This window comes from Achromobacter sp. 1L-A-4-B-C2, from assembly GCF_057291955.1.
On record NZ_JBXAWP010000004.1, the window covers coordinates 123,925 to 146,039 of the forward strand.

At 65.1% G+C, this 22,115-nt stretch carries 21 protein-coding genes and 1 pseudogene; 8 read left to right on the plus strand and 14 right to left on the minus strand.

Annotated elements, in window-relative coordinates; genetic code table 11:
• Nucleotides 1–116: 116 nt before the first annotated feature.
• Together AC0Z35_RS19230 and AC0Z35_RS19235 are read left to right on the plus strand one after the other, a co-directional pair.
• Nucleotides 117–881 carry a histone H1-like DNA-binding protein gene (locus AC0Z35_RS19230; RefSeq protein WP_104145179.1) on the plus strand — a complete coding sequence of 255 codons (765 nt, stop codon included), beginning with the start codon at nucleotides 117–119 and terminating at the stop codon, nucleotides 879–881.
• Between the two features lie 148 nt (nucleotides 882–1,029).
• The gene (locus tag AC0Z35_RS19235; RefSeq protein WP_046806520.1) at nucleotides 1,030–1,590 is read left to right on the plus strand and encodes a YggT family protein; all 561 of its coding nucleotides are present in this window, start codon (nucleotides 1,030–1,032) and stop codon (nucleotides 1,588–1,590) included.
• Between the two features lie 51 nt (nucleotides 1,591–1,641).
• Here the strand turns inward: AC0Z35_RS19235 and AC0Z35_RS19240 are convergent, their stop codons facing one another.
• From AC0Z35_RS19240 to AC0Z35_RS19305, 14 genes and pseudogenes are all read right to left on the minus strand, one after another.
• Complete coding sequence (locus AC0Z35_RS19240; RefSeq protein ID WP_485132525.1) at nucleotides 1,642–3,087, minus strand: D-alanine--poly(phosphoribitol) ligase; 1,446 nt, start codon at nucleotides 3,085–3,087, stop codon at nucleotides 1,642–1,644.
• A 16-nt stretch (nucleotides 3,088–3,103) separates the two neighbouring features.
• On the minus strand, nucleotides 3,104–4,231 hold the full coding sequence (locus tag AC0Z35_RS19245; protein ID WP_485132526.1) for an MBOAT family O-acyltransferase: 1,128 nt from the start codon (nucleotides 4,229–4,231) through the stop codon (nucleotides 3,104–3,106).
• 7 nt (nucleotides 4,232–4,238) lie between these two features.
• Nucleotides 4,239–4,391: a hypothetical protein gene (locus AC0Z35_RS19250; RefSeq protein WP_104145181.1), complete on the minus strand. Its 153-nt coding sequence runs from the start codon at nucleotides 4,389–4,391 to the stop codon at nucleotides 4,239–4,241.
• The gene (locus AC0Z35_RS19255) at nucleotides 4,388–5,575 is read right to left on the minus strand and encodes a D-alanyl-lipoteichoic acid biosynthesis protein DltD (protein WP_046806523.1); all 1,188 of its coding nucleotides are present in this window, start codon (nucleotides 5,573–5,575) and stop codon (nucleotides 4,388–4,390) included. Before AC0Z35_RS19255 ends, AC0Z35_RS19250 begins: the two co-directional genes overlap by 4 nt.
• Nucleotides 5,553–5,792: an acyl carrier protein gene (locus tag AC0Z35_RS19260; protein ID WP_046806524.1), complete on the minus strand. Its 240-nt coding sequence runs from the start codon at nucleotides 5,790–5,792 to the stop codon at nucleotides 5,553–5,555. The genes AC0Z35_RS19255 and AC0Z35_RS19260 overlap by 23 nt, the downstream gene beginning before the upstream one ends.
• Before the next feature lie 394 nt (nucleotides 5,793–6,186).
• Nucleotides 6,187–6,690 carry an outer membrane lipoprotein gene (locus AC0Z35_RS19265; RefSeq protein ID WP_046806525.1) on the minus strand — a complete coding sequence of 168 codons (504 nt, stop codon included), beginning with the start codon at nucleotides 6,688–6,690 and terminating at the stop codon, nucleotides 6,187–6,189.
• A 215-nt stretch (nucleotides 6,691–6,905) separates the two neighbouring features.
• Entirely contained in the window at nucleotides 6,906–7,847 is a 942-nt protein-coding gene (locus AC0Z35_RS19270; RefSeq protein WP_485132527.1) for a carbohydrate kinase family protein, read from the minus strand.
• Nucleotides 7,848–7,859: 12 nt separating this feature from the next.
• Nucleotides 7,860–8,936: a DUF3426 domain-containing protein gene (locus AC0Z35_RS19275; protein ID WP_240434124.1), complete on the minus strand. Its 1,077-nt coding sequence runs from the start codon at nucleotides 8,934–8,936 to the stop codon at nucleotides 7,860–7,862.
• Nucleotides 8,937–9,281: 345 nt separating this feature from the next.
• Nucleotides 9,282–9,386 (minus strand): annotated as a pseudogene (locus AC0Z35_RS19280) (zinc-ribbon domain-containing protein); the annotation flags it as partial.
• Between the two features lie 26 nt (nucleotides 9,387–9,412).
• On the minus strand, nucleotides 9,413–10,339 hold the full coding sequence (prmA, locus tag AC0Z35_RS19285) for a 50S ribosomal protein L11 methyltransferase (protein WP_120153731.1): 927 nt from the start codon (nucleotides 10,337–10,339) through the stop codon (nucleotides 9,413–9,415).
• 95 nt (nucleotides 10,340–10,434) lie between these two features.
• A complete protein-coding gene (gene accC, locus AC0Z35_RS19290) occupies nucleotides 10,435–11,781 on the minus strand; it encodes an acetyl-CoA carboxylase biotin carboxylase subunit (protein WP_046806529.1) in 1,347 nt (448 codons plus the stop codon).
• A 9-nt stretch (nucleotides 11,782–11,790) separates the two neighbouring features.
• The gene (accB, locus tag AC0Z35_RS19295; RefSeq protein ID WP_046806530.1) at nucleotides 11,791–12,246 is read right to left on the minus strand and encodes an acetyl-CoA carboxylase biotin carboxyl carrier protein; all 456 of its coding nucleotides are present in this window, start codon (nucleotides 12,244–12,246) and stop codon (nucleotides 11,791–11,793) included.
• Nucleotides 12,247–12,334: 88 nt separating this feature from the next.
• Nucleotides 12,335–12,769, minus strand: coding sequence for a type II 3-dehydroquinate dehydratase (aroQ, locus tag AC0Z35_RS19300; protein WP_120153729.1), 435 nt, complete (start codon nucleotides 12,767–12,769; stop codon nucleotides 12,335–12,337).
• 97 nt (nucleotides 12,770–12,866) lie between these two features.
• Complete coding sequence (locus AC0Z35_RS19305; RefSeq protein ID WP_046806532.1) at nucleotides 12,867–13,400, minus strand: TlpA family protein disulfide reductase; 534 nt, start codon at nucleotides 13,398–13,400, stop codon at nucleotides 12,867–12,869.
• A gap of 94 nt (nucleotides 13,401–13,494) precedes the next feature.
• Here AC0Z35_RS19305 and mpl point away from each other — a divergent pair, with 94 nt between their 5' ends.
• The 6 genes from mpl to AC0Z35_RS19335 all read left to right on the plus strand — a co-directional run bounded on the left by mpl (nucleotide 13,495) and on the right by AC0Z35_RS19335 (nucleotide 21,977).
• Entirely contained in the window at nucleotides 13,495–14,865 is a 1,371-nt protein-coding gene (gene mpl / locus AC0Z35_RS19310) for a UDP-N-acetylmuramate:L-alanyl-gamma-D-glutamyl-meso-diaminopimelate ligase (protein ID WP_485132528.1), read from the plus strand.
• Nucleotides 14,866–14,890: 25 nt separating this feature from the next.
• Nucleotides 14,891–15,493, plus strand: a complete 603-nt coding sequence (locus AC0Z35_RS19315; RefSeq protein ID WP_319308706.1) for a YqiA/YcfP family alpha/beta fold hydrolase — start codon at nucleotides 14,891–14,893, stop codon at nucleotides 15,491–15,493.
• 73 nt (nucleotides 15,494–15,566) lie between these two features.
• The gene (locus AC0Z35_RS19320; protein ID WP_485132529.1) at nucleotides 15,567–17,468 is read left to right on the plus strand and encodes a ribonuclease catalytic domain-containing protein; all 1,902 of its coding nucleotides are present in this window, start codon (nucleotides 15,567–15,569) and stop codon (nucleotides 17,466–17,468) included.
• A 127-nt stretch (nucleotides 17,469–17,595) separates the two neighbouring features.
• On the plus strand, nucleotides 17,596–18,267 hold the full coding sequence (locus AC0Z35_RS19325; RefSeq protein ID WP_219991653.1) for a response regulator transcription factor: 672 nt from the start codon (nucleotides 17,596–17,598) through the stop codon (nucleotides 18,265–18,267).
• Nucleotides 18,254–20,740, plus strand: coding sequence for a sensor histidine kinase (locus tag AC0Z35_RS19330; protein WP_120153725.1), 2,487 nt, complete (start codon nucleotides 18,254–18,256; stop codon nucleotides 20,738–20,740). Before AC0Z35_RS19325 ends, AC0Z35_RS19330 begins: the two co-directional genes overlap by 14 nt.
• A 139-nt stretch (nucleotides 20,741–20,879) precedes the next feature.
• On the plus strand, nucleotides 20,880–21,977 hold the full coding sequence (locus AC0Z35_RS19335; RefSeq protein ID WP_314364702.1) for an extracellular solute-binding protein: 1,098 nt from the start codon (nucleotides 20,880–20,882) through the stop codon (nucleotides 21,975–21,977).
• The last annotated feature ends 138 nt before the right edge of the window (nucleotides 21,978–22,115 follow it).

A 22,115-nucleotide genomic window follows, 5' to 3' on the forward strand; every position in this document is an offset into this window, starting at 1 on the left:
GTTGCTCGCACAGAACAGCGGCATGCGCCGATGAATAGCCCGGGCACGGTTCGCCTTGTTGGCGAGTCGGGGCACGGGTTTAAGTTCTGGGACCCCTGAACCTAAGGAGCATGACCATGGCAACAGCCAAGAAAGCCGTAAAGAAAGCAGCGGCGAAGAAGCCCGCCGCCAAGAAGGCAGTCGCTAAGAAGGCCGCACCGGCCAAGAAAGCCGCTGTCAAGAAGGTAGCAGTCAAGAAAGTCGCCGCCGCCAAGAAGCCGGCAGTGAAGAAGGTTGCCGCCAAGAAGCCGGCAGCCAAGAAGGTCGTCGCCAAGAAAGCGGTAGCCAAGAAGGCCGTCGCTAAAAAGGCCGTCGCCAAGAAGGCGCCTGCCGCCAAGAAAGCGGTAGCCAAGAAAGCCGTCGCCAAGAAGGCCGTTGCCAAGAAGGCAGTTGCCAAAAAGGCCGTAGCCAAGAAAGCGGTAGCCAAGAAGGCCGTCGCCAAAAAGGCCGTTGCCAAGAAGGCGCCTGCCGCCAAGAAAGCGGTAGCCAAGAAGGCCGTCGCCAAGAAGGCAGTTGCAAAGAAGGCCGTTGCCAAGAAGGCTCCCGCCGCCAAGAAGGCCGTTGCCAAGAAAGCGGTAGCCAAGAAGGCCCCCGCTGCCAAAAAGGCTCCTGCCGCCAAGAAGGCGCCTGCTGCAAAGAAGGCTCCTGCTGCTGCGAAGAAGGCTCCTGCTGCCGCCAAGCCGGCTGCTGCTGCCAAGCCCGCCGCTGCCAAGAAGCCTGCTGCCAAGAAGGCCGCTCCCAAGAAGCCCGCAACGCCGCCCTCCACGGCTGCTGCCCCGGGCGCAAAGACCGCGCTGAATCCCGCCGCGTCGTGGCCCTTTCCCACGGGTGGCCGTCCTTAATTCGGACGGTTCGAAGCAATAGCTTCACTAGAGCCGCCTGGCCTTGGCCGGGCGGCTTTTTTGCGCCTGCGCCATCCGCCAAATGCGGCGGCAATATGTGCGCGCAGCGTGCGACAATTGACTCCTCTTTTTTTGGGTGATCGCGTCCATGCTCGGTGAAATCTTCCGCTTCCTACTCGAAATCGTGTTCACGCTGTTTGGCGCGGCATTGATTGCCCGCGCCTGGATGCACGCGATCCGCCTCCACGCTTTCAACCCCCTGGCGCGCACGATCTACCAAGCCACGAACTGGCTGGTGCTGCCGCTGCGCAAGGTCATCCCGGCAGGCAACAAGATCGACTGGACCAGCCTGGTCGCCGCCTGGCTGGCCGCGCTGTTCTATATCGTGCTGATCTGGCTGGTGGCGCTGGGCGCACTGATTCCCGCCGCGCTGCTGCCGGCCGCCATGGGTTCGGCGCTGATCATGGCCATCAAGTGGGCCTTGAACCTGGTGGTGTGGCTGACGCTGATCCAGGCCGTGCTGTCCTGGGTCAACCCGACGGCGCCGATGATGCCGCTGTTGCAGGCGCTGACCGCGCCCATGCTGGACCCCATCCGCCGCATCCTGCCGCGCACCAGCATCGACTTTTCGCCGTTGGTGCTGCTGATCGTGGCGCAGATCCTGCTGATGGTGCTGGCCAACCTAAGCCAGCGCATGATGGGCCTGTAGTAAACCAGGACACGGGGCATTGCGCCCCGTTCCTGTTTTCCTGTCAGCCCGCTAGGCCGGAATCCCGGCGTAGATCTCGACCAGCTTCTTGCGGTCGATCTTGTGGTTGTTGGACATGGGCAGCGCCGGGCAGGCCACCAGTTCCGACGGCACCATGTACGGCGGCAGCCGCTGGGACAGCCGCTCTTTCCAGCCGGCCAGCGCGTCGGGCGCCAGAAAGCGCGCATCGGGCTCTTGGGCCACACCCGCCACGAAACCAATCAAGCGCACCGCCGTGCCATCGGGCCGGCGCAGGACCGCGCACGCCCCGCCCTCCACGCCCGGCAGGCCATGCAATGCCTCATCGATCTCGGCCAGCTCGATGCGATAGCCGTTCAGCTTGATCTGGTCGTCCATGCGGCCACGACAAAACAGCAGCCCACCTTCCTGCATCAGCCCCAGGTCGCCGGTGCGAAACGCGCGGCGGCCATCTTCATAGGTGTAGAGCTTGGCTTCGTTCAGATCGGGCCGATTCAGGTAGCCGCGCATCACGTGGTCACCCACGATGCAGATCTCGCCTTCGTCCACGATCAATACGCTATCGGGTTTGGCATGGCCCACGGGCAGCGGATCGTGCGCGGCCAGCACCGCGTCGGTGACTTCGATCCAGGTGGTTGCCACCGTGGCTTCCGTGGGGCCGTACGTGTTCAGGATGACGGCATCGGGAAAGCGTAGGCGCAGCTTCTTGGCCAGCGCGGCGGGCAAGGGCTCGCCGCAAAACAGGAACGTGCGCAGCGCCGGCAAGGTCGCGGGGGAAAAGTCGCGGTTGGCCAACTGCTGGTGTGCGAACGACGGGGTCGACACCCACACCGTCACGCCATGCTCTGCCAGGCGCGGCATCCACGTGCCGGCCGCCGCGATCTGCTCGCGTGCGTTCAACACACAGGCGCCGCCCGAGGCCAGCGTGGCAAACACTTCATACATCGACAGGTCGAAGCTGAACGGCGCCTGGTTCATGAACACCGGCGCGTCGCCCAGGCCAAAGCTGCCCAGCATCCAGTCGCCCAGCAGGCCGACGCTTTCGCGGCCAATCTGCACGCCCTTGGGGTCGCCCGTGCTGCCGGAGGTAAACATCACATAGGCCAGGCCGCGTTCAGCCAGCATCGCGCCTTCGCCACGCGTGAAGGTATCGGACGCCGCATCATAGACAGCCGCGGCGCGCACGATCTCGACGATGCGGCGCAGGCGGTCGGCCGGGTAGATGGTGTCGACCGGCACGAACGGCGCACCGATCAGCAGTGCGCCCACCATGGCGACGAAGAACGACGCTTCTTTGTGGCCGTAGATGGCCACCGGCACATCGGGGGCCACGCCCTGCTCGCGCGCCACGTCCGCCCAGGCCTGGGCTTCGTCGCGCAACTGCGACCAGCTTAGCGAGCGGTCGGCGGCGGCAATGGCCAGGGCGTCGGGCGAGACGTCCGTATCCACGAACTGGAACGATTTCAGATCGAAACGCATGCCGAAACTCCCGGCGTCAGATGGGGCTGCGACCGCTGAACACGTACAGCGCCAGCGCAGCCAGGATCAAGGTAAGCACGCGGCCCAGGAAGCGCATCACCGGATGCGCCAGCGTGGCCTGCAACGCGGGGCGGGTGCGCGACGCGTTGATCAGCAGGTTGTGGCCCACCGAATACGCGCCGAACATCAGCCCGCTGACGATGTAGTGCAGCGACAGGCCGTTCCACACGCCCATGGCCAGCAGCGTGGCGAAGATGCCGATGTTCTGCGCCGCCATGCGATGGCGTCCGAAGAACCTGGTCTTGCTCAGCGCCTTGTAGATCGGCATGAACACCACGTCGCGCAGCCACTCGGACAGGCTGATGTGCCAACGGCGCCAGAAATCCTGCGGGTTCAGCGTGGCCAGCGGGTTGCGGAAGTTGATCGGCAAGGTGAAGCCGAACAGCATGCCGATGCCGATTGCCATCGTCGAATAGCCGGCGAAGTCGAAGAACAGATACGCGCTGTACAGCGACGCGTTCAACGCCACGCCCGTGAACGAATAATCGTGCGCGTCCAGCGTGGCCAGGCCATAGCGCCAGATCAGCTCGGCCAGGCCGAACTTCTGGATCACGCCCACCATGATCAGTTCCAGACCGACCAGCCACGTGTTCAGGTTCACGCCTTCATAGCCGCGCTTCAGGTCGGCCTGGAAATTGCGCCAGCGGTACATCGGGCCGGCCAGCAGCGTCAGCGGGAAGAACAGGTAGATGAAGTAGTCCAGCGGCGACACGCGTTCGTTGCGCTGTGCGAACAGCAGTACATCGATGGCGCGGAAGGTCGCGAACGACAGGCCCAGCATGGCGCCCAGATGCGACACGCCCGTCTTGACCAGCAGTAGCGGCGTCATGGTGATGATGACGGCCAGCCACGTCGGAATGTAGTTGCGGCGTACCGCCCACAAGGCGCTGCCCGAGATGGCAAGCAGCGCGATGGGCTGATACGGCCGCGCCCAGAAGACCGCCATCCATACGCCCAGGCAGATCACGCCGATGATGTGGCGATAACCGATGCGCAGCGGCATGCCGAACGACCGATACGCCAACAGGCCCAGGCCGCCGCACAGGGCGCCGCCAAAAAAGCTCAAGCTTGCGAACAATTCCATGGCGCGCTCAGAACTGTTGGTATTGGAATTCGACCTTGATCGGTCCGCCGCTGCCCGTGGTGGGCTGAGCCTGAAGCACGAATACGAGGATGACCCCGATGTACAGGCACAAATGCCAGAAGAAGCGGCGCCCGGCGCCGTCCTTGCGAAAGAATTTCATCGGGAAAAGTACTCCGCAATACCTTGGTCCGCCAAGGCCCAGCCTAGCTCGGCCAGATGCATGTCATCGCGCACCATGCCCGGTTCGAACGGGATGCTGTAAAGGTCCAGGCAGCCCATCTGATAGCGCTGGCACATGCCGGTGATGGCGGCCACCACCGGGTCGAACCGTTCGACATCCAGGATCAGCTTGGGGTTGAACGGCTGAATGACGAAGTACGCCTTGACCTTGCGCTTTTGCAGCAGGGCCATCACGCGCGACAGATCTCCGAGCTCGGTGCGGGTGATCGGGTCGACGTCGGCGAACTCGTTGCGCGCTGGCGAATACAGCGGCGCCAGGTACTGCTTGTAGTAATCGTCGCGCACGTCGTAGGGGTTGTTGCCGCCCAGTTGCCGTTCGACTTCGCGCGCTTCATGCGTCAGCCGGCCCCACTGCCCTTCGTTCAGGCGCGCGGCGGATGGCCAGGACACGAAGCGGTGCGCGGGCACCGACAGCTTGGTGCGCGGACGGTCGGGCGCCGGCTCTTTGCGGGCATGCCACCACAGCGACAGCTTGTCTTTCAGTTCAGCTACCTGGCCATTGGCGATCAGCCAGAGCAGCCCCCAGTTGGCGTTGTCGCTGATCCAGTTCTGCATCTGCTCGCGCGTGCTGGGCTGATCCCACAGGCGGTCCCAGACGGGGCCCGTCACGTGTTCGGCAAAGGCGCTGCGCGGCAGTTGGCCGCCCGAAGCAAACCAGGCCGGCGACACCATGATGACCAACCGCGTGTTGGGCGTCAGGGAATCGGCCACGGACTCCAGCACGCTGACGATGCCGTAGGACTGGAACATGGCGTGGCCGTACGCCAGCGTCGGCACCTTCAGCTCTTCAGGGAAGAAGCGGTAAGGCACGAAGCGCAGGTCGTGGCTGGACAATTCGGACGAACCCAGCACGACCAGCGTCCCGTCGCTCAGGGCGTTGCCCAGGCGATTCAGGTTGACGTGTTGAGTGCCCCAGTCCGGCCCGAGATTAGGCAGGTAGTTGCTCTTGTCGGTAGCGGCGGCCGAGGGCGAAGCCGCGGGTGTCACGATGCGGCTGAGCACATCGTCCGCGCCCCAGTACACCCCTATCGCCAGTGCTACTGCCGTCGCGGCGGCCGCGACATGGGACAAGAACCGGGTGTTATGCAGTATGGGCAGCGACATAGCCGGCAAGCGTACGGACCGACTGCAGGTGTTCCGCGATTTCAGGAGCCGGGATGCTGCAACCGTACTCGGATTCGACAGCCAGCGTGATGTCCACGGCGGCAAGGGAATCAACCAGACCCGTGGCGATCAGCTGCGTATCGGGGGTGACTTTCTTCATGACGATCGACTCGACGATCTCGCCGATCTTGGTGTGGAGTTCTTGCTCGGTATGCATAGATATTGCAGTTGCCTTGTCGGCAAAACATCCCCGCCCCTGGGATTCAGGTGACGAGAATACAGAAAAAAGCTGAAGCTCAACTGACGGGATTCAGCGATCCAGAACGATGTCGGGGAGCATGCAGGGACGCCCAGAGGGACGCACTTGGTTACATCGCCGCGAAAGCTTGACATCGATCGCAGGCGCAATCATTGCACTTTGGCCGTCGAATCGCCATGAAACTTTTGGGCTAAATCGCGAGAAAAGGCAGGGAAACGTAACGCCTGCGGGTAAATCCCGGGGTTCTCGTTGCGGCGGAGCGACACTTTCAGGCAAAAAAAGGCCCCGATAATCGGGGCCTTCATACGCGTCGGCGCGCATCGAAAAAGCCCGCTTGCGCGGGCTTCGGGAATTACATCGGGGTGACGCGGGTGGGGCCTGCGCCGCTGATCACCTGGACGCGTTGGCCCACGCTGATCGGCACGTCGGCTTCTTGCGCCACGACACGGGTTTCGCCGTTGTCCAGGCGCACGGTGACTTCATAGCCCGAGTTGGTTCCAACGCGGTTTTCGACCGCGTTGCCCGCCAGCGCGCCAAGAATGGCCCCGCCAACCGTGGCGATGGTGCGGCCCGTGCCGCCGCCAACCGCGTTGCCGGCCACACCACCCAGCGCACCGCCGGCCAACATGCCGACACCGCTGGACTTGTCATTCTGGATCACGATCGGGCGCACGCCCGTGACCGTGCCCGTACGGACGATCTGCTCACGCTGGGCTTGGTCGTAGCTATATACCCCGCTGGACGCGCTGCGATTCGCGCAGCCGCCAAGCACAGCCATCGACGTCACGACGGCCGCGATGGCCAGCCACCGGCCAGTACGCGGGGTCACCAGGGAAAGAGATTTACTTTGATTCATTTGGACTCCTCGATCGGGCACTGCCGACGAAAACTGATCATACCCCGCGCACTACCCCGGGCAGGCGCGGTTGCAACACACTGAAACTCACGGCCAAAGCCAGCAATCACCTTGTGACAGCGCGATATTCGCGCCGTCGCATCGGTGATTTTCAACGTCCGTTCGACCGCGCAATCGCGCGGCGGTTCCCGTGTGTCGAAGTCCGGATAAAACGATCAAGCCGGCAAGTGGATGCCGTAGGTGGCGTGCAGCACCGCGTCGATATCGGCGCGCGACGGCGCGTGATTCTGCGGTCCGCGCGAGGCGATCTTGATGGCGCCCATGACGTTGCCCAGGCGGCAGCTGTCTTTCCAGTTCCAGCCGCTGGTCAGGCCGTAAAGCAGGCCGCCGCGCTGCGCGTCGCCGCAACCGGTCGGGTCGACCACTTGCGTGGCGCGCACCGGCGCGATCTGGATCGTCTTGCCGCCGGTCAAGAGCGTGGCGCCTTCGGCCCCGCGCGTGACGACCACGGCTTCCAAGGTGGTGGCAATGTCCGCCATGCCACGGCCCGTGCGCTGTTCGACAACGCCGGCTTCGTAGTCATTCACGGTCAGGGCGCGCGCCATCTTCAGCATGCGTTCCAGGTCGGCGCCGTCGAACAGCGGCATCGCCTGGCCCAGGTCAAAGATGAAGGGGATGCCACGCGCGTGCAGGCGTTCGGCGTGCGCGAACATGCCTTCCTTGGCGTCCGGGGCAACGATGGCCCAGGCCGCTTGCGCATCGCTCAGGTCGTTGTCGGCCGAGAACGACATGGCGCCCGGGTGGAAAGCGGTGATCTGGTTATCGTCCAGGTCGGTGGTGATGAAGCACTGCGCGGTGAACGTATCGGGAATCACCTTGACGCGGGCGATGTCGATGCCCAGGGCCGACAGGCGTTCCAGGTATTCGCCGGCGTCTTCGCCCACGGTGGCCACGGGCAGCGGCTTGCCGCCCAGCAGATTCATGTTGTAGGCGATGTTGCCCGAGCAACCGCCATATTCCTTGCGCATGCTGGGCACCAGGAACGACACGCTCAACGACTGGATGCGGTCGGCAAGAATGTGCTCTTTGAAGCGGCCTTCGAACACGGCGATCGTGTCGAACGCCATCGAACCGCAAACCAGGACGGGGGTTGCCATGCGTGTCATCCTTTAAGGAAAGAACTTATCAAGTTGGTAGCCATTGACCTGAACACCAGTCACTTCAATGGGCACGGAAATCTTCAGCTCGCCCGCCGGCGCGAACGGCCCGCGCAGTTGCTCGGGCGTCAGGTAGTCTTCGGGCCGCAACACGCGGCGCACCACGACCGTGTCGGACAGATCCGTCAGGTCCAGCACCAGCGCCGGCCAATGCTGCGGCTTGTCGTAGCGGTTGCGCAGCACCAGGTTCAGCACCAGGCGGCTGCGACCATCGTCGATGGCGGCGGCGCCCGTGGGCGGTTGCAATGACGACGAGGAAATCGCGATGCGCTCCAAGCGCCGCGCGTAGCCGACCGTGCAGCCCAGCGGCTTGCACGCGGCTTCCAGCACCGGGCGCACGGCCGGCACGGAGTTGGCGATGTCGGTGCGGTAAACGTATAGCAGTTGCAGGCCCAGCGCGATCAGGCCCAACAGGCACGCATAGCCCCACAATTTGCGCAGCAGGCCACGGCGTTCGGTACGGTCCTGGTCCAGGAACTCGGGCGGGGCGCGGCCCACATCGGTGGCGCTGGAATATCGCGTGCGCGCATCGCCCAGCACGGGCTCGATGCCGTCGTCAAAGCCGGGGCCGTCGTCGTCGGCGCGGTAGGCGTCGTGACGGCTCAGGGCGTGGTCGGCGACGTAAGGCTGGCGAACGTCGTGGTGGCGGGGGGTGCGATCGCGGGAGACGTTGCGGTGATCGACGCGCGGGTCATCGTGGTGGCCTATGCGGTGATCGTCGTGGTCGTGATCGCGGTCTTGGTCGCGGTCGCGGTCGTGATCGTGGTCGCGGTCGTGATCCCGATCGTCGATTCGATGATCGTCTCGGTCGTCTTCGTCGGCCCGGTCCTGCCAGTTGAACACCGGTTCGTTGCCGCGCGGCGTGGCGATGATGGGTTCGGGGCGATACGTCTGGACGCGGCCATGCCGGTCGTCCCGCATTTCATCTTCCAGGTCCCGGTCCAACGGGCCTTCGTCGTCAAACTCGTCTTCCGGCAGCTTATCGTCGGGCTCGACGTGGCGGCGTATCGCGTCGCGCCCGCGCAGCACGGCGGGCGCAGCGGCAGGCGCCACGGCGGCCGGAATTACCGGCTCGGCTCGGCCCGGCGGCGGCGGCGGCGTCATCGGGGCGTACGCAGGCGTGGCGGGGGCTGGCGGCACTGCCGGAGCAGGCCTTGGTGCGGCAGGCGTCGGCGCGGCGGCCGGGGCATGCGGATGCGAGGCCGGTTCGTCTTCCCAGGGCGGAACCTGGCGCGGCTCTACCGAGGGCCGCGAGAGGACCGGCGCGGCGGCGGCTGCGGCCGGGGCCGGCGTTGCGGGACGCGCGGCTGGCGGCACGGGCGGCAGCGCCTTCGCGTCGGCGCCGGGCAAGAGGCAGGCGCGGCCGTCGAAAACCGTCGAGCAGGCGCCGCAGCGCACCAGGCCGTTACGGACGCGCAGCTGGTCCGGCACCACCTTGAACGTGGTGCCGCATTGCGGGCAGCGGGTGGTCAAAGCCATGTGATGCGATCCTGCCTAAGCGGTGCTCAGGCCTTCTGGCCGTGCAGGCAAACCCAGCCGTCGCGGGCGCGCCAGACCGACATCGCCATCCAGGGCGCGTAGGCGGCAGCCACTTCCTCGGCCTGGCGTTCCAGCACGCCGGACAGCACCAGATGCCCGCCCTCTGCCACGCGGCCGGCCAACATCGGCGCCAGCACTTTCAGCGGATTGGACAGGATGTTGGCCACGACCACCTGGAAGGTGCCGTCGGCCAGCGCGTCGGGCAGCATGGCTTGCAGTGCTACGTGGTTGACCTCGGCGTTGTAGGCCGTGCTTTGCACGGCCTGCGCGTCGATGTCCACGGCCAAGGTCGGGCCTGCGCCTAGCTTGCGCGCGGCAATGGCCAGAATCCCCGAGCCGCAGCCGTAGTCCAGCACGGTCGCGCCGGCGGGCAATTCGGCTTCCAGCCAGGCCAGGCACAGGTGCGTGGTGGGATGGCTGCCCGTGCCGAACGCCAAGCCCGGGTCCAGCTCGATATGGATGGCGCCCTCTTCAGCGGTGGCCGGGTCCAGCCCGGGCACATCGGGATTGTCGCGGTGCCAGCTGGGCACGATCCACAGGCGTTCGGCAATGTGGATGGGGCCAAACTGCGATTGCGTCAGGCGCACCCAGTCGGCGTCCGGCACGTCGCGCAGCGTCCAGCCGGCAAACAGCGTCGGGTCCAGCTCACCGGCCGACGCGGCTTCTTCCATGATCTGCGTGGGATCGGCGCCATCGGGCAGCAAGGCCACGACGCGGTTGCGGTCCCAGGCCTGCACGTCGGGCTCGGTGCCCGGTTCGCCAAACAAGGGGCGTTCGTCATCGGTGCCGAAATCGGCGTCTTCCACGGACACCGACAGCACGCCCGCTTCGAGCAACGCGTCCGACAGGGCTTCGGCCTGAGCCTCCAGGCAATGGAGCACGAGTTCACGCATGATTATTCTTCCATCTGGCCATCGGGCCGCGGCTCGCGCCGCGGCCCGATAGACCATAAAACGTAAAAAGGGGCCGTGAGGCCCCGGGTCGTCGGTCAGGGACGCTGAGCCAACTTGTTTTCCAGATAGTGGATGCTGGTGCCGCCTTCGATGAAGCGGGCATCTTGCAGCAATTCACGATGCAGCGGGATGTTGGTCGAAATGCCTTCCACCACCATTTCCGACAGCGCGATGCGCATGCGCGCCAATGCCTGGTCACGCGTATCGCCATACGTGATGACCTTGGCGATCATCGAATCGTAGTTGGGCGGCACGAAGTAGCTGTTGTAGGCGTGCGAATCAATCCGAACGCCAGGGCCGCCCGGCGTGTGCCAGTTGGTGATGCGGCCGGGGCTGGGCACGAAACGGAACGGATCTTCGGCGTTGATGCGGCATTCGATGGCATGGCCCTTGAAGGCGATGTCGCGTTGGCGCAGCGTGAACTTCTCGCCAGCGGCGATCAGGATCTGCTGCTGCACCAGGTCGATGCCGGTGATCAGTTCGGTGACCGGGTGTTCGACCTGGATGCGGGTATTCATTTCAATGAAATAGAACTCGCCGTTTTCAAACAGGAACTCGAACGTGCCCGCGCCGCGATAGCCCATCTTGCGGCAAGCGTCGGCGCAGCGGTCGCCGATGCGCTCGATGGCGCGACGGGCGATGCCAGGAGCCGGCGCTTCTTCGATGACCTTCTGGTGGCGGCGCTGCATGGAGCAGTCGCGCTCACCCAGCCAGACGGCGTTGCGGCCACCATCGGCCAGCACCTGGATTTCCACATGGCGAGGGTTCTCAAGGAACTTCTCCATATAGACTTCCGGGTTGTTGAACGCGGCGCCCGCTTCCGAACGCGTCATGGTGACGGCGTTCAACAGCGCGGCCTCGGTGTACACCACGCGCATGCCACGGCCACCGCCGCCGCCTGCTGCCTTGATGATGACCGGGTAGCCCACTTCGCGCGCAATGCGGATGATTTCCTGCGGATCTTCGGGCAACGCGCCTTCAGAACCGGGCACCACCGGCACACCCGCTTCGATCATGGCGCGCTTGGCGCTGACCTTGTCGCCCATCAGGCGAATGGTGTCGGGACGCGGGCCGATGAAGACGAAGCCGCTCTTTTCGACGCGATCGGCGAAGTCGGCATTTTCGGACAAGAACCCGTAACCCGGGTGGATTGCCTCGGAATCCGTCACTTCGGCGGCCGAAATGATGGCCGGCATGTTCAGGTAGCTGTCACGCGACGGCGCGGGCCCGATGCACACGGATTCATCGGCCAGGCGCACGTACTTGGCCTCGCGGTCAGCCTCGGAGTGCACGACCACGGTTTTGATGCCCAGCTCACGGCAAGCGCGCTGAATGCGCAGGGCGATTTCGCCCCGATTGGCGATCAGGATTTTTTCGAACATTTTCAGCTATCAGCCAATGACGAACAGGGGTTGACCGTACTCGACGGGCTCACCGTTTTCGACCAGGATTTCTTTGATGACGCCGGACTTGTCGGCTTCGATTTCATTGAGCAGCTTCATGGCTTCAATGATGCACAGCGGATCGCCTTCCTTGACGGTGGCGCCCACGTCGATGAACGGGGCGGCGCCCGGGTTCGGCGAACGGTAGAACGTGCCGACCATCGGCGCCTTGACGACGTGGCCCTGGATGACCGGGGCGGCTTCGGCGGCCGGCGCGGCGGGCGCGGCGGCTTGTGCGACGGGCGCGGCTTGCGCGCCGGCTTCGGGCTGGTGGTAAGCCACCGGCTGCAAGGTTTGCGAGAACTTGACGATGCGTACCTTGCCTTCGCCTTCGGTGATTTCCAGCTCGGCAATACCCGATTCAGCCACCAGGTCGATCAGGGTTTTGAGTTTTCGAAGGTCCATAGAAGCTGCTTCCCGAGATAGTGTCGGCGGCGTCCCAGCGTGGGGTCCGCGCCGTATAAGATGTAAAAGCCGTGAGTTTGGTGCGAGATCAGTGCCGCACTGCGTAACGCAGAGCCGCCTCGTAGCCGTCCGCGCCCAGGCCAGAGATAAGGCCTACCGCCAAGTCGGACAGATAAGAGTGATGCCTGAAGGGCTCTCGCTTATACAGATTGGACAAATGTACTTCAATAAATGGGATCGCGACCCCAGCCAGCGCATCGCGGATAGCGACGCTGGTGTGCGTATAAGCCGCCGCGTTGATGATGATGAAGTCTGTGCCGTCTTGCCGGGCCGCTTGAATGCGGTCAACCAGCGCGCCTTCGTGATTGCCTTGCCAAGCAGCCAGCTTGGCGCCCAATTCCCCTGCAAGCAGCTCCAGGCGCTCATTGATCTGAGGCAGCGTCAAACTGCCGTAGATATGAGGTTCCCGGGTGCCAAGCAGGTTTAGATTCGGGCCATGCAATACCAGTATGTTTTGCGCCATGCGCTTGCCAATGAGTGGATTGCCAACGGTGGAATTGTTGGCAAAACAGCCGATAAACCAGCTTTTTACGCCAATTCCTACTATTTGTCCAACAGACTTATGCCTTCAAACCGGATAAGGTTTGGTTCAGATCGTCGGGTTGAATTTCGCCCAGTATCTTCCGGTTAATTGCGCCATCAGCGTTGAACACGATGGTAAAAGGCAAGCCGCCGCTGGGGTTGCCCAGCTTGCGCAAGGTATCGATCGCACCTGCCCCGATCACCCACAAGGGGTACGAAACTTGCACTTTCTCGACAAATTTTTGCATGTTCGCTGCGGAATCAACGCCGATGCCGACAAAGCGGACATTCGGGTATTTTTTCTGCAAGGCATCCAATTCCGGCATCTCGCGCACACACGGCGCGCACCACGTTGCCCAGAAATTGACCACCATCGGCTGGCCCTTCCAGTTGGCCAGCGACTGCGTCGCGCCATGCAGGTCGGGCATCTGCAATTGCATCAAGGCGGCAACCGGGTCGCCGGCCTCAGTGGGCGGTGCAGACGTGCGGGACTTCTGCCCCAACAGGGTATAGCCCCCGGCGACCGTGGCGGCCACGGCCACGCCGGCGGATAGAAGTAGGCGTCGATTCATGGCGCGATCATAACCGCTGCCGGTATTTTGCGCGCTGCCCGGGCGGCATGGCCGGTGGCCGCTATATATACAATGCCGGACAGGAGAGTTTTCAATGCACCTGCACATTCTTGGCATCTGCGGTACGTTCATGGGCGGCTTGGCGCTGATCGCGCGGGCCGCCGGCCACAAGGTCACTGGTTGCGATGCGGGCGTATACCCGCCAATGAGCACGCAGCTGTCCGAGCAAGGCATCGACCTGATCGAGGGCTTTGGCGCGGACCAGATGGCGCTGGCCCCCGACCTGTACGTGATCGGCAACGTCGTCAGCCGCGGCAACCCCCTGATGGAAGCCATTCTGGAATCCGGCGCGCGCTACGTGTCCGGCCCGCAATGGCTGGGCGACAACATCCTGCCGGGCGCGCACGTGCTGGCGGTGGCGGGCACGCATGGCAAAACCACGACCAGCTCGATGCTGGCCTGGATCCTGGAAGCCGCCGGCCTTGCCCCCAACTTCCTGATCGGCGGCGTGGCGGCGGACCTGCATGTATCCGCCCGCTATGACCCCACGCGCCGCCCCTTCGTGATCGAAGCGGACGAATACGACACGGCGTTCTTCGACAAGCGGTCCAAGTTTGTCCATTACCGCCCGCGCACCGCCATCCTGAACAACCTGGAATACGACCACGCCGACATCTTCCCCGATCTGGCGGCCATCGAAACGCAATTTCACCATCTGGTGCGCACCATTCCCGCCTCCGGCCGCATCGTACGACCCGCCCATTGCGACGCACTGGACCGCGTGATTGCGCGCGGTTGCTGGTCTGAAACGGTCACGTTCGGCGCGGATGGCGCCTGGCAGGCATCCCCGCCGGATGATGACGGCGCCTTCACGGTGATACGCAGCGGGGTCGACATCGGCACCGTGCGCTGGAACCTGACCGGCGAGCACAACCGCATGAACGCGCTGGCCGCGCTGGCCGCCGCCGAGCACGCGGGCGTGTCGGCCCCGGAAGGCATCGCCGCGCTGACGCGTTTTGCGGGCGTGAAGCGCCGCATGGAACTGCGCGGCACCGTGGACGGCGTCAAGGTCTATGACGATTTTGCGCACCACCCCACCGCCATCGCCACCACCGTCCAAGGGCTGAGCCGCCAAGTCGGGTCGGCCCGCATCCTGGCGGTGCTGGAACCGCGCTCCAACACGATGAAGCTGGGCACCATGGCCGCCCGCCTGCCCGACGCGCTGGCCGACGCTGACCTGGTGTTCTGCTTTGGCGCCCACAGCGGCAAACATGCGCTGGGCTGGAATCCGGCCGAGGTCCTGGCGCCGCTGGGCGACCGAGCTTCCAGTTACGATGACATCGACGCGCTGGTCGCGGCCGTGACCGCCGCCGCCCGCCCCGGCGACCAGGTGCTGGTCATGAGCAACGGCGGGTTTGGCGGCGTCCATGGCAAGCTGCTGGACGCGCTGCGGGCACGCCGCTGATCCCTCTTTATTGGACGAGCACGAAATGATTCTCTACCTGCACGGTTTTCGTTCCTCGCCCAGTTCCACCAAAGCCCGGCAGATGGCCGATGCCATGGCCGGGCTTGGCCTGGCCGCGCAGTGGGCCTGCCCCCAGCTGCCCGCCAGCCCCCGGCAAGCCATTGCGCTGGCGACGGGCATTGCGCAGCGCCAACTGCAAGGCGCGGACAGCCCCAGGGCACTGACCGTGGTGGGCTCGTCGCTGGGCGGTTTCTACGCCACCTGGCTGGCAGAACAACTGGATTGCAAGGCGGTGCTGCTGAACCCGGCCGTCGAGGCCGCGCGCGACCTGGCCACCCAGGTCGGCGAGCACCACATGTATCATTCCGACGCGCCGTTCGTCTTTTTGCCTGAATATGTAGACGAACTGGCCGCCATCCACGTCCCCCGCATCACCCATCCCGACCGGTACTTCCTGCTGGCGGCCACGGGCGACGAGGTCCTGGATTGGCGTGAAATGCGCGATCGCTACGCGGGTTGCCGGCAGCGTATCGTCGAAGGCAGCGACCACGGTTTATCCGACTTCGAACGTTGGATGCCCGAGGTGCTTGAATTCGCCCTTGGCGGCAAGCAGGTTAGCCCTCAATAATCAGTACCAGACATCAACACTCTATTTCGCTGCGCAAGGCGGTGCGTACGCGCCGCCCAGGAAGATCCCCACCATGTATGTGTTTTACGAAGATGACGGCAGCTTCAAGGCCGGCAACATCCTGTCCGAAACCGACGCCAGCTTGCAGGTGGAGTCAGAGTCGGGCAAGCGCAGCAAGATCAAGCGCGCCAATACCCTGTTCAATTTCGCGTCGCCCGAACCGGCGGCGCTGATGAGCCAGGCGGCCGCGGCCGCCGACGAACTGGATCTGCAATTCCTGTGGGAATGCGCGCCGCAAGAAGAGTTCGACACGCCCACGCTGGCCGCCGACTACTTCGGCCACGCCCCCACGCCGGTGGAACATGCCGCGCTGCTGATGCGCCTGCACAGTGCGCCCGCGTACTTTCACCGCCGTGGCAAGGGCCGTTACCGCCCTGCCCCGCCGGACATCCTGGCCGCTGCGCTGGCGGCACTGGAAAAGAAGCAGCGCCAGGCCGAGCAGCAACAGGAATGGGTCGACGAGATGGCCGCCGGCCGCCTGCCCGAACCCATTGCCCAGGTTGCCGAAACGCTGCTGATCCGCCCGGACAAGAATTCGCAGCAATGGAAGGCGCTGGACGCCGCCTGCGCCAAGCTGGGCAAAAGCCCCGACCGCCTGCTGCTGGAACTGGGCGCATGGCCGCACGCGCTGGCGTTGCACAAGCGCCGCTTCCTGGCCGTCAACTTCCCGCGCGGCCTGGAATTCCCGGAACTGGAACTGCCGCCCATCGACCGCGAACTGCCGTTGTCCGATGCCGAGATCTATTCGGTGGACGACGTCACCACGACCGAGATCGACGACGCGCTGTCCGTCACGACGTTGCCCGACGGCCGCCTGCGCGTGGGCGTGCACGTGGCCGCCCCCGGCCTGACCGTGACCCGCGACAGCGAATTCGACAAGCTGGCGCGCGCCCGCCTGTCCACGGTGTACATGCCGGGCGACAAGATCCCGATGCAGCCGGACAACGTCATCAAGGCGTTCTCGCTGGATGCCGGGCGCGAAGTGCCGGTGCTGTCGCTGTATGTGGTGGCCGACCCGGAAACGGGCGAAATCATCGAATCCGACACGCGCCTGGAACGGGTGGTGGTGCGTGAAAACCTGCGCCACAACATGCTGGACGCGCAAGTCACCGAGGCCAGCCTGGCCGACCCGTCGACCGACATTCCCTACGGCCATTGGTTGCGTCCGCTGTGGAAACTGGCGCAGGCGCTGTCGGCGCAACGCGAAAACGTGCGCGGCAAGCCCGAAAACAATTCCCGCGTGGAATACAGCTTCTACCTGGACGGCAACCCCGACGACCCGGACACGCCGGTGCGCCTGGTGCCGCGTCAGCGCAACGCGCCGCTGGACCGCATGGTGGCCGAATACATGATCCTGGCCAACAACCTGTGGGGCGGCTTGCTGCACCAACACGGCGTGCCGGGTATTTATCGGTCGCAACAGGCGGGCCGCGTGCGCATGAGCACGCAGGCCTTGCCGCACGAAGCTATCGGCGTGCCGCAGTATGCGTGGAGCACGTCGCCGCTGCGCCGCTATGTCGACCTGGTCAATCAGTGGCAACTGATCGCCGCGGTGGAACACGGCGTGTCGGCGCGTCTGGTGGCGCCGTTCAAGCCGCGCGACGCCGACCTGTTCGCCATCATCGGCGCGTTCGATGCGCAGTACGCGGCCTGGGCCGAATTCCAAAGCGCCATGGAACGCTACTGGTGCCTGCGCTGGTTGAAGCAGAACGGCATCACCCGCACGGTGGCGCACGTGCTGCGCGATGATCTGGTGCGATTTGCCAACGCGCCGCTGGTGACGCGCGTGGGTGGCATGCCCGAACTGGAACGCGGCACGCCCGTTGAAATCGACATCCTGGGTATGGATGAGCTGGCGCTGGAACTGGACTGCCGGTATGTCGGCCAGCTGGCTCCCGAGCCCGCAAGCACGTAGGATGCATCCAGCGCGACAGCGCAACGTAACAAAAGCATAAAAAATGTCCCTGCCGCGGGCAGCCCTCCCGCCATTGCGCAAGAGGGGTTGCCCGCGGCAGAGGACCATAACAAGACGGAGACGCAACATGCGCATTTTGCTGGTCGAGGACAACCTTGATCTGGGCGATGCGGTGGAGAGCAAGCTGCGGTCGGCCGGCCACAGCGTGCAATGGGTGCGCGACGGCGTCGCGGCCTTGCGCTGGGGCCTGGACGAAACCTGGGACGCCCTGGTGCTGGACATCAACCTGCCCGGCAAGGATGGCTTCTCGGTCATCCGTGAATTGCGCGCCGCCGGGCTGGAAGCGCCGGTGCTGGTCATGACCGCGCGCGCTGAAATCGAAGACAAGATCGACATGCTGGACCTGGGCGCGGACGACTATCTGGTCAAGCCCTTCGACCTGCGTGAACTTGAAGCGCGGCTGCGCGCGCTGATGCGCCGGCCGGCCGGGCAAACCAGCAGCACCACCTCCTACGGCAATCTAAGCCTGGACCTGGCCGGGCGCAGCGTGACGCTGGCGGGTACACCGCTGGAACTGGGCCGGCGCGAATTCCGCCTGCTTGAGATCCTGGTGGGCCGCCTTGGCCAGACCGTGGCGAAAGAGCGGCTGATGAACCAGCTGTTCGATCTGGACGACGGCTCGCTGAACGCGCTGGAACTGTTGATCTCGCGGCTGCGCAAGAAGCTGGCGGGCGCGTCGATCGACATCATCACCGTGCGCGGCGTCGGCTATCAGGCCCGCAGCCATGAACATCCCTGAAAGCGCCTCGATCCGGCGCCGCGTCTTCACCTTGGGCGCGGCGCTGCTGGCCTGCGCGCTGATCGGGCTGGTTTTTTTCCTGCGGGGTTATGCCCAGCGCGCCGCCGAGCAGGCGTTCGACCGCCTGCTTGCCGCGTCGGCGCTGACCATTGCCGGGTCCGTCCAGATCGATGACGAAGGCGTCACCGTCGAGCCGCCGGTGTCGTCGCTGGCCATGCTGTCGGGCGGCGAACGGGTCTTTTACGAAGCGCGCACCTCCAATGGGCACCTCATCACCGGCTATGGCGACCTGGCGCCCAAGCTGCCGCTGGCGCAAGCCGCCACGCCGGTGTTCGCCTACGTCACCTACCACGACGAGCCGGTGCGCGTGGCGACTGTGGGGCGGCTGGTGTCGGCCAGCCAGCATGCCGGCTGGGTCACGGTGCGGGTGGCCGAGACCCTGGGGTCGCGGGATGAGCTGGCCGACGAAATACTGGGGCGTGGCGTCCTGCCGCTGGTGGTGGTGTCGTTGGTGGCGCTGGGCCTGTTGTGGTTTGGCGTGCAGCGCGCGTTTGCGCCGCTGGCCGTGCTGGAACGCGACCTGCGCACCCGCGCCCCCGAAGACCTGACGCCCGTGACGACGCCCGTACCGCGCGAAGTGCGCCGTCTGGTCGTAGCGCTGAACGCCTTCATGCAGCGCCTGTCCATCATCATGGACACGCTGAACACGCTGGTGGCCGACGCCACACATCAGGTCCGCACACCACTGGCCTCGCTGCGCGCGCAAGCCGAAGTGGCGCTGGACGAGACCGACCCCAAGCGGCTGCGCGAACGCATCGTACGCATCCACCAAAACGCCACGCATGCCAGCCAGCTGATCAACCAGCTGCTGATGGACGCCACCATCACGCACCGACTGGGCAAGGGGCCACCGGAATCCGTGGGCGTGGCCGAGACCATCAACGAAACGCGCCGGCGCATCGGCCCGGTGGAAGCCGAGCGCCTGCGCATCGAGATCGCGCCGGAAGTGCGCCGCGCGCGACTGGCCGGTGACCGGGTCGCCTTGCGCGAGATGCTGCGCAACTTGGTGGACAACGCCTTGCGCTATGCGCCCGACGGCACGGTGGACATCCAGGCCACGCCGGTAGCCGGTTTCCGCGTGGCGTTGACGGTGTCCGATCGCGGGCCGGGCATTTCGGACGACGAAAAAGAAGCCGTGCAGCAGCGCTTTACGCGCGGGCGGGCTGGCGAGTCGCAGCCGGGATCTGGCCTGGGACTGGCCATCGTGCGTTCGGTGGCGACGGCGCACGGGGGGTCGCTATGGCTGCATGATCGGCCGGGCGGCGGCCTGTCGGCGCGCGTCATCCTGCCGCTGCAACAACAGCCGGCCGGACGCAACGTTGCGGCGTGGCTGGGCGCGGCGTGCACGGCGGCGATGCTGCTGGTGTCCGCCCCGCAGGATGCGCGCGCGGCCGATCTGGACGAAATCGTCACGCGCTACCCCGCGCCGCAGCCCACGTCGCGCACGCTGGTCATCGCCGGGCCCACGGACACGCCCGTCGTCGCGCCGCTGATCCAGGGCTTTCAATCGTTGCGGCCCGACGTGTCGGTGGTGTATCGCGAAATCAGCAGCCGCGACCTGTACGAAGCGACCGTGGACGGGCGCCTGAAAAACGTAGACGTGCTGATGAGTTCGGCGTCGGACTTGCAGATCCGGCTGGCCAACGACGGCTATGCGCAGGCGTACTCGTCGCCCTACGCGTCCAAGCTGCCGTCGTGGGCGGTCTGGCGCAACGAGGTCTACGGCTTCACATTCGAACCGGCCGTCATCGTCTACAACCCCAAGCGCTTTACCGAGGCCACCGTGCCGCGTTCGCGGCAGGACATCCTGCGCCTGCTGGAACGCGAGCAAGCCAGCCTGCAAGGCCGTGTCGGCACCTACGACATCGCCGCCAGCAGCCTGGGCTATCTGCTGGCCGAGCAAGACGAACTGGTGTCGTCCAACTTCTGGGGGCTGGCCAACGCGATGGGGCAAGTGGGCGTGCGGCTGTCGCCCACCAGCGCGCAGATCCTGGACGCCATCGAGAACGACGAACTGGACCTGGCCTACAACATCCTGGGTTCATACGCCCTGTCGCGCCAGGCCGCCGGCAGCAAGATCGGCGTGGTGTTTCCGCAGGACTATGTGCTGGTGCTGGCGCGGTCGGTGCTGATCTCGCGGCGCGCGCCCAGCCCCGATCTGGCGCGCGCGCTGGTGGACTGGCTGCTGTCTCCGGCCGGCCAGCAGGTGGCGTCTAGCCACGCGGCGCTGGGTTCCATCATGGAAGACACGCCGGGCCGCTGGACCTCCGAGGCCGTGCTGGCGCGCTCGCAAGGCATCGTGCAGCCGGTGGTGTTAAGCCCGGCATTGCTGGTGGGGCTGGACCAGCGACGGCATTCGCGCTTCGTGCAGAACTGGGTGCGGCTGGTGACGGACACGCCCAAGCGGCCGTAGGCAGGGCGCGGCAAGGCCAGGGATTACCCCTAGCCGCTTATCGCCCCCATGACAGGACGACGACAGACGCCGCCTCCTAAGATGGCCGCAGGCTGGACCCAGATCCCGCTATAGACCAATTCCAATCGGAGACGAACACATGCTTGCCAAGTCCCAACTGGCGGCCGCCTGCGCCGCAGCTTTCGCCATCGCCACCGGCAGCGCCTTCGCGCAGGCCGTGCCGGCGGGTTACCCGGCCGACTATCAAAAGATCCTGGACGGCGCCAAGAAGGAAGGCAAGGTCGTCATCTATTCGACCACCGACACCAAGGCCGCCGGCCCCATCATCAAGGGCTTCGAAGCGCTGTATCCGGGCGTCAAGGTCGAATACAACGACATGAACAGCACCGAGCTCTACAACCGCTACATCAGCGAGCAGGCGGCGGGCGGCGGTAGCGGCGACATCGTCTGGAGCTCGTCGATGGATTCGGCCTTGAAGCTGGCCACCGACTACGCGCTGCAATACAAGTCGCCCGAAGCCGGCAAGCTGCCGGCCTGGGCCGTCTGGAAGGATTCGGCCTACGGCACGACCTACGAGCCGGCCGTGTTCATCTACAACAAGCGCCTGATCCCCGCCGCCGAAGTGCCCACCACGCACGGCGCGCTGGCCAAGCTGATTGCCAGCCAGCCCGACAAGTTCAAGAACAAGGTCACCACCTACGACATCGAAAAGTCGGCCGTGGGCTTCATGCTGGCCGTGCAGGACAAGGCCAACGACCCCAAGTATTTCGACACGCTGAAAGACATCGCCAAGGGCGGCCTGGTCGTGCAATCGTCCACCGGCACCATGATGGAACGCGTGTCCTCGGGTGAAAACCTGATCGGCTACAACATCCTGGGTTCGTACGCCGAAACCCGCGCCAAGGCCGACCCGTCGCTGGGCGTGGCCTACCCGACCGACTACGCGCTGGTGCTGTCGCGCGTGGCGTTCATCAGCAAGAAAGCCAAGAACCGCAACGCCGCCAAGCTGTGGATGGATTACCTGCTGTCCAGGAAGGGCCAGGAAATCATGGCCAACCAGGCCGACCTGGCCTCGGTGCGCGATGACATCGACGGCGACAACGATGTGGACGGCATGACCAAGAAGCTGGGCGCATCGCTCAAGCCGATTCCGGTCAACGAAACGCTGCTGGACTACCTTGAGCAGACCAAGCGCCTTCAGTTCATCAAGGACTGGCGCGCCGCGGCCGGCAAGTAAGGCCGCGCGGGTCCGGGGCGCGGCGCGCCCGCCCCGGCGCCCCATACGCGTAGCGGACGGCAGCTTGCCGCCCGCCTGACCGCCCCCCGGGCGGGCCTGCCCCTACCCGGGCGGCGCGACCGTCGCGTCACTTTGAAT

Excerpts from the sequence above, each read along its gene's own strand:
- AC0Z35_RS19230 (WP_104145179.1), top strand. The coding sequence starts at position 117 with ATGGCAACAGCCAAGAAAGCCGTAAAGAAAGCAGCGGCGAAGAAGCCC.
- AC0Z35_RS19235 (WP_046806520.1), top strand. The coding sequence starts at position 1,030 with ATGCTCGGTGAAATCTTCCGCTTCCTACTCGAAATCGTGTTCACGCTG.
- AC0Z35_RS19240 (WP_485132525.1), bottom strand. The coding sequence starts at position 3,087 with ATGCGTTTCGATCTGAAATCGTTCCAGTTCGTGGATACGGACGTCTCG.
- AC0Z35_RS19245 (WP_485132526.1), bottom strand. The coding sequence starts at position 4,231 with ATGGAATTGTTCGCAAGCTTGAGCTTTTTTGGCGGCGCCCTGTGCGGC.
- AC0Z35_RS19250 (WP_104145181.1), bottom strand. The coding sequence starts at position 4,391 with ATGAAATTCTTTCGCAAGGACGGCGCCGGGCGCCGCTTCTTCTGGCAT.
- AC0Z35_RS19255 (WP_046806523.1), bottom strand. The coding sequence starts at position 5,575 with ATGTCGCTGCCCATACTGCATAACACCCGGTTCTTGTCCCATGTCGCG.
- AC0Z35_RS19260 (WP_046806524.1), bottom strand. The coding sequence starts at position 5,792 with ATGCATACCGAGCAAGAACTCCACACCAAGATCGGCGAGATCGTCGAG.
- AC0Z35_RS19265 (WP_046806525.1), bottom strand. The coding sequence starts at position 6,690 with ATGAATCAAAGTAAATCTCTTTCCCTGGTGACCCCGCGTACTGGCCGG.
- AC0Z35_RS19270 (WP_485132527.1), bottom strand. The coding sequence starts at position 7,847 with ATGGCAACCCCCGTCCTGGTTTGCGGTTCGATGGCGTTCGACACGATC.
- prmA (WP_120153731.1), bottom strand. The coding sequence starts at position 10,339 with ATGCGTGAACTCGTGCTCCATTGCCTGGAGGCTCAGGCCGAAGCCCTG.
- accC (WP_046806529.1), bottom strand. The coding sequence starts at position 11,781 with ATGTTCGAAAAAATCCTGATCGCCAATCGGGGCGAAATCGCCCTGCGC.
- accB (WP_046806530.1), bottom strand. The coding sequence starts at position 12,246 with ATGGACCTTCGAAAACTCAAAACCCTGATCGACCTGGTGGCTGAATCG.
- aroQ (WP_120153729.1), bottom strand. The coding sequence starts at position 12,769 with ATGGCGCAAAACATACTGGTATTGCATGGCCCGAATCTAAACCTGCTT.
- AC0Z35_RS19305 (WP_046806532.1), bottom strand. The coding sequence starts at position 13,400 with ATGAATCGACGCCTACTTCTATCCGCCGGCGTGGCCGTGGCCGCCACG.
- mpl (WP_485132528.1), top strand. The coding sequence starts at position 13,495 with ATGCACCTGCACATTCTTGGCATCTGCGGTACGTTCATGGGCGGCTTG.
- AC0Z35_RS19315 (WP_319308706.1), top strand. The coding sequence starts at position 14,891 with ATGATTCTCTACCTGCACGGTTTTCGTTCCTCGCCCAGTTCCACCAAA.
- AC0Z35_RS19320 (WP_485132529.1), top strand. The coding sequence starts at position 15,567 with ATGTATGTGTTTTACGAAGATGACGGCAGCTTCAAGGCCGGCAACATC.
- AC0Z35_RS19325 (WP_219991653.1), top strand. The coding sequence starts at position 17,596 with ATGCGCATTTTGCTGGTCGAGGACAACCTTGATCTGGGCGATGCGGTG.
- AC0Z35_RS19330 (WP_120153725.1), top strand. The coding sequence starts at position 18,254 with ATGAACATCCCTGAAAGCGCCTCGATCCGGCGCCGCGTCTTCACCTTG.
- AC0Z35_RS19335 (WP_314364702.1), top strand. The coding sequence starts at position 20,880 with ATGCTTGCCAAGTCCCAACTGGCGGCCGCCTGCGCCGCAGCTTTCGCC.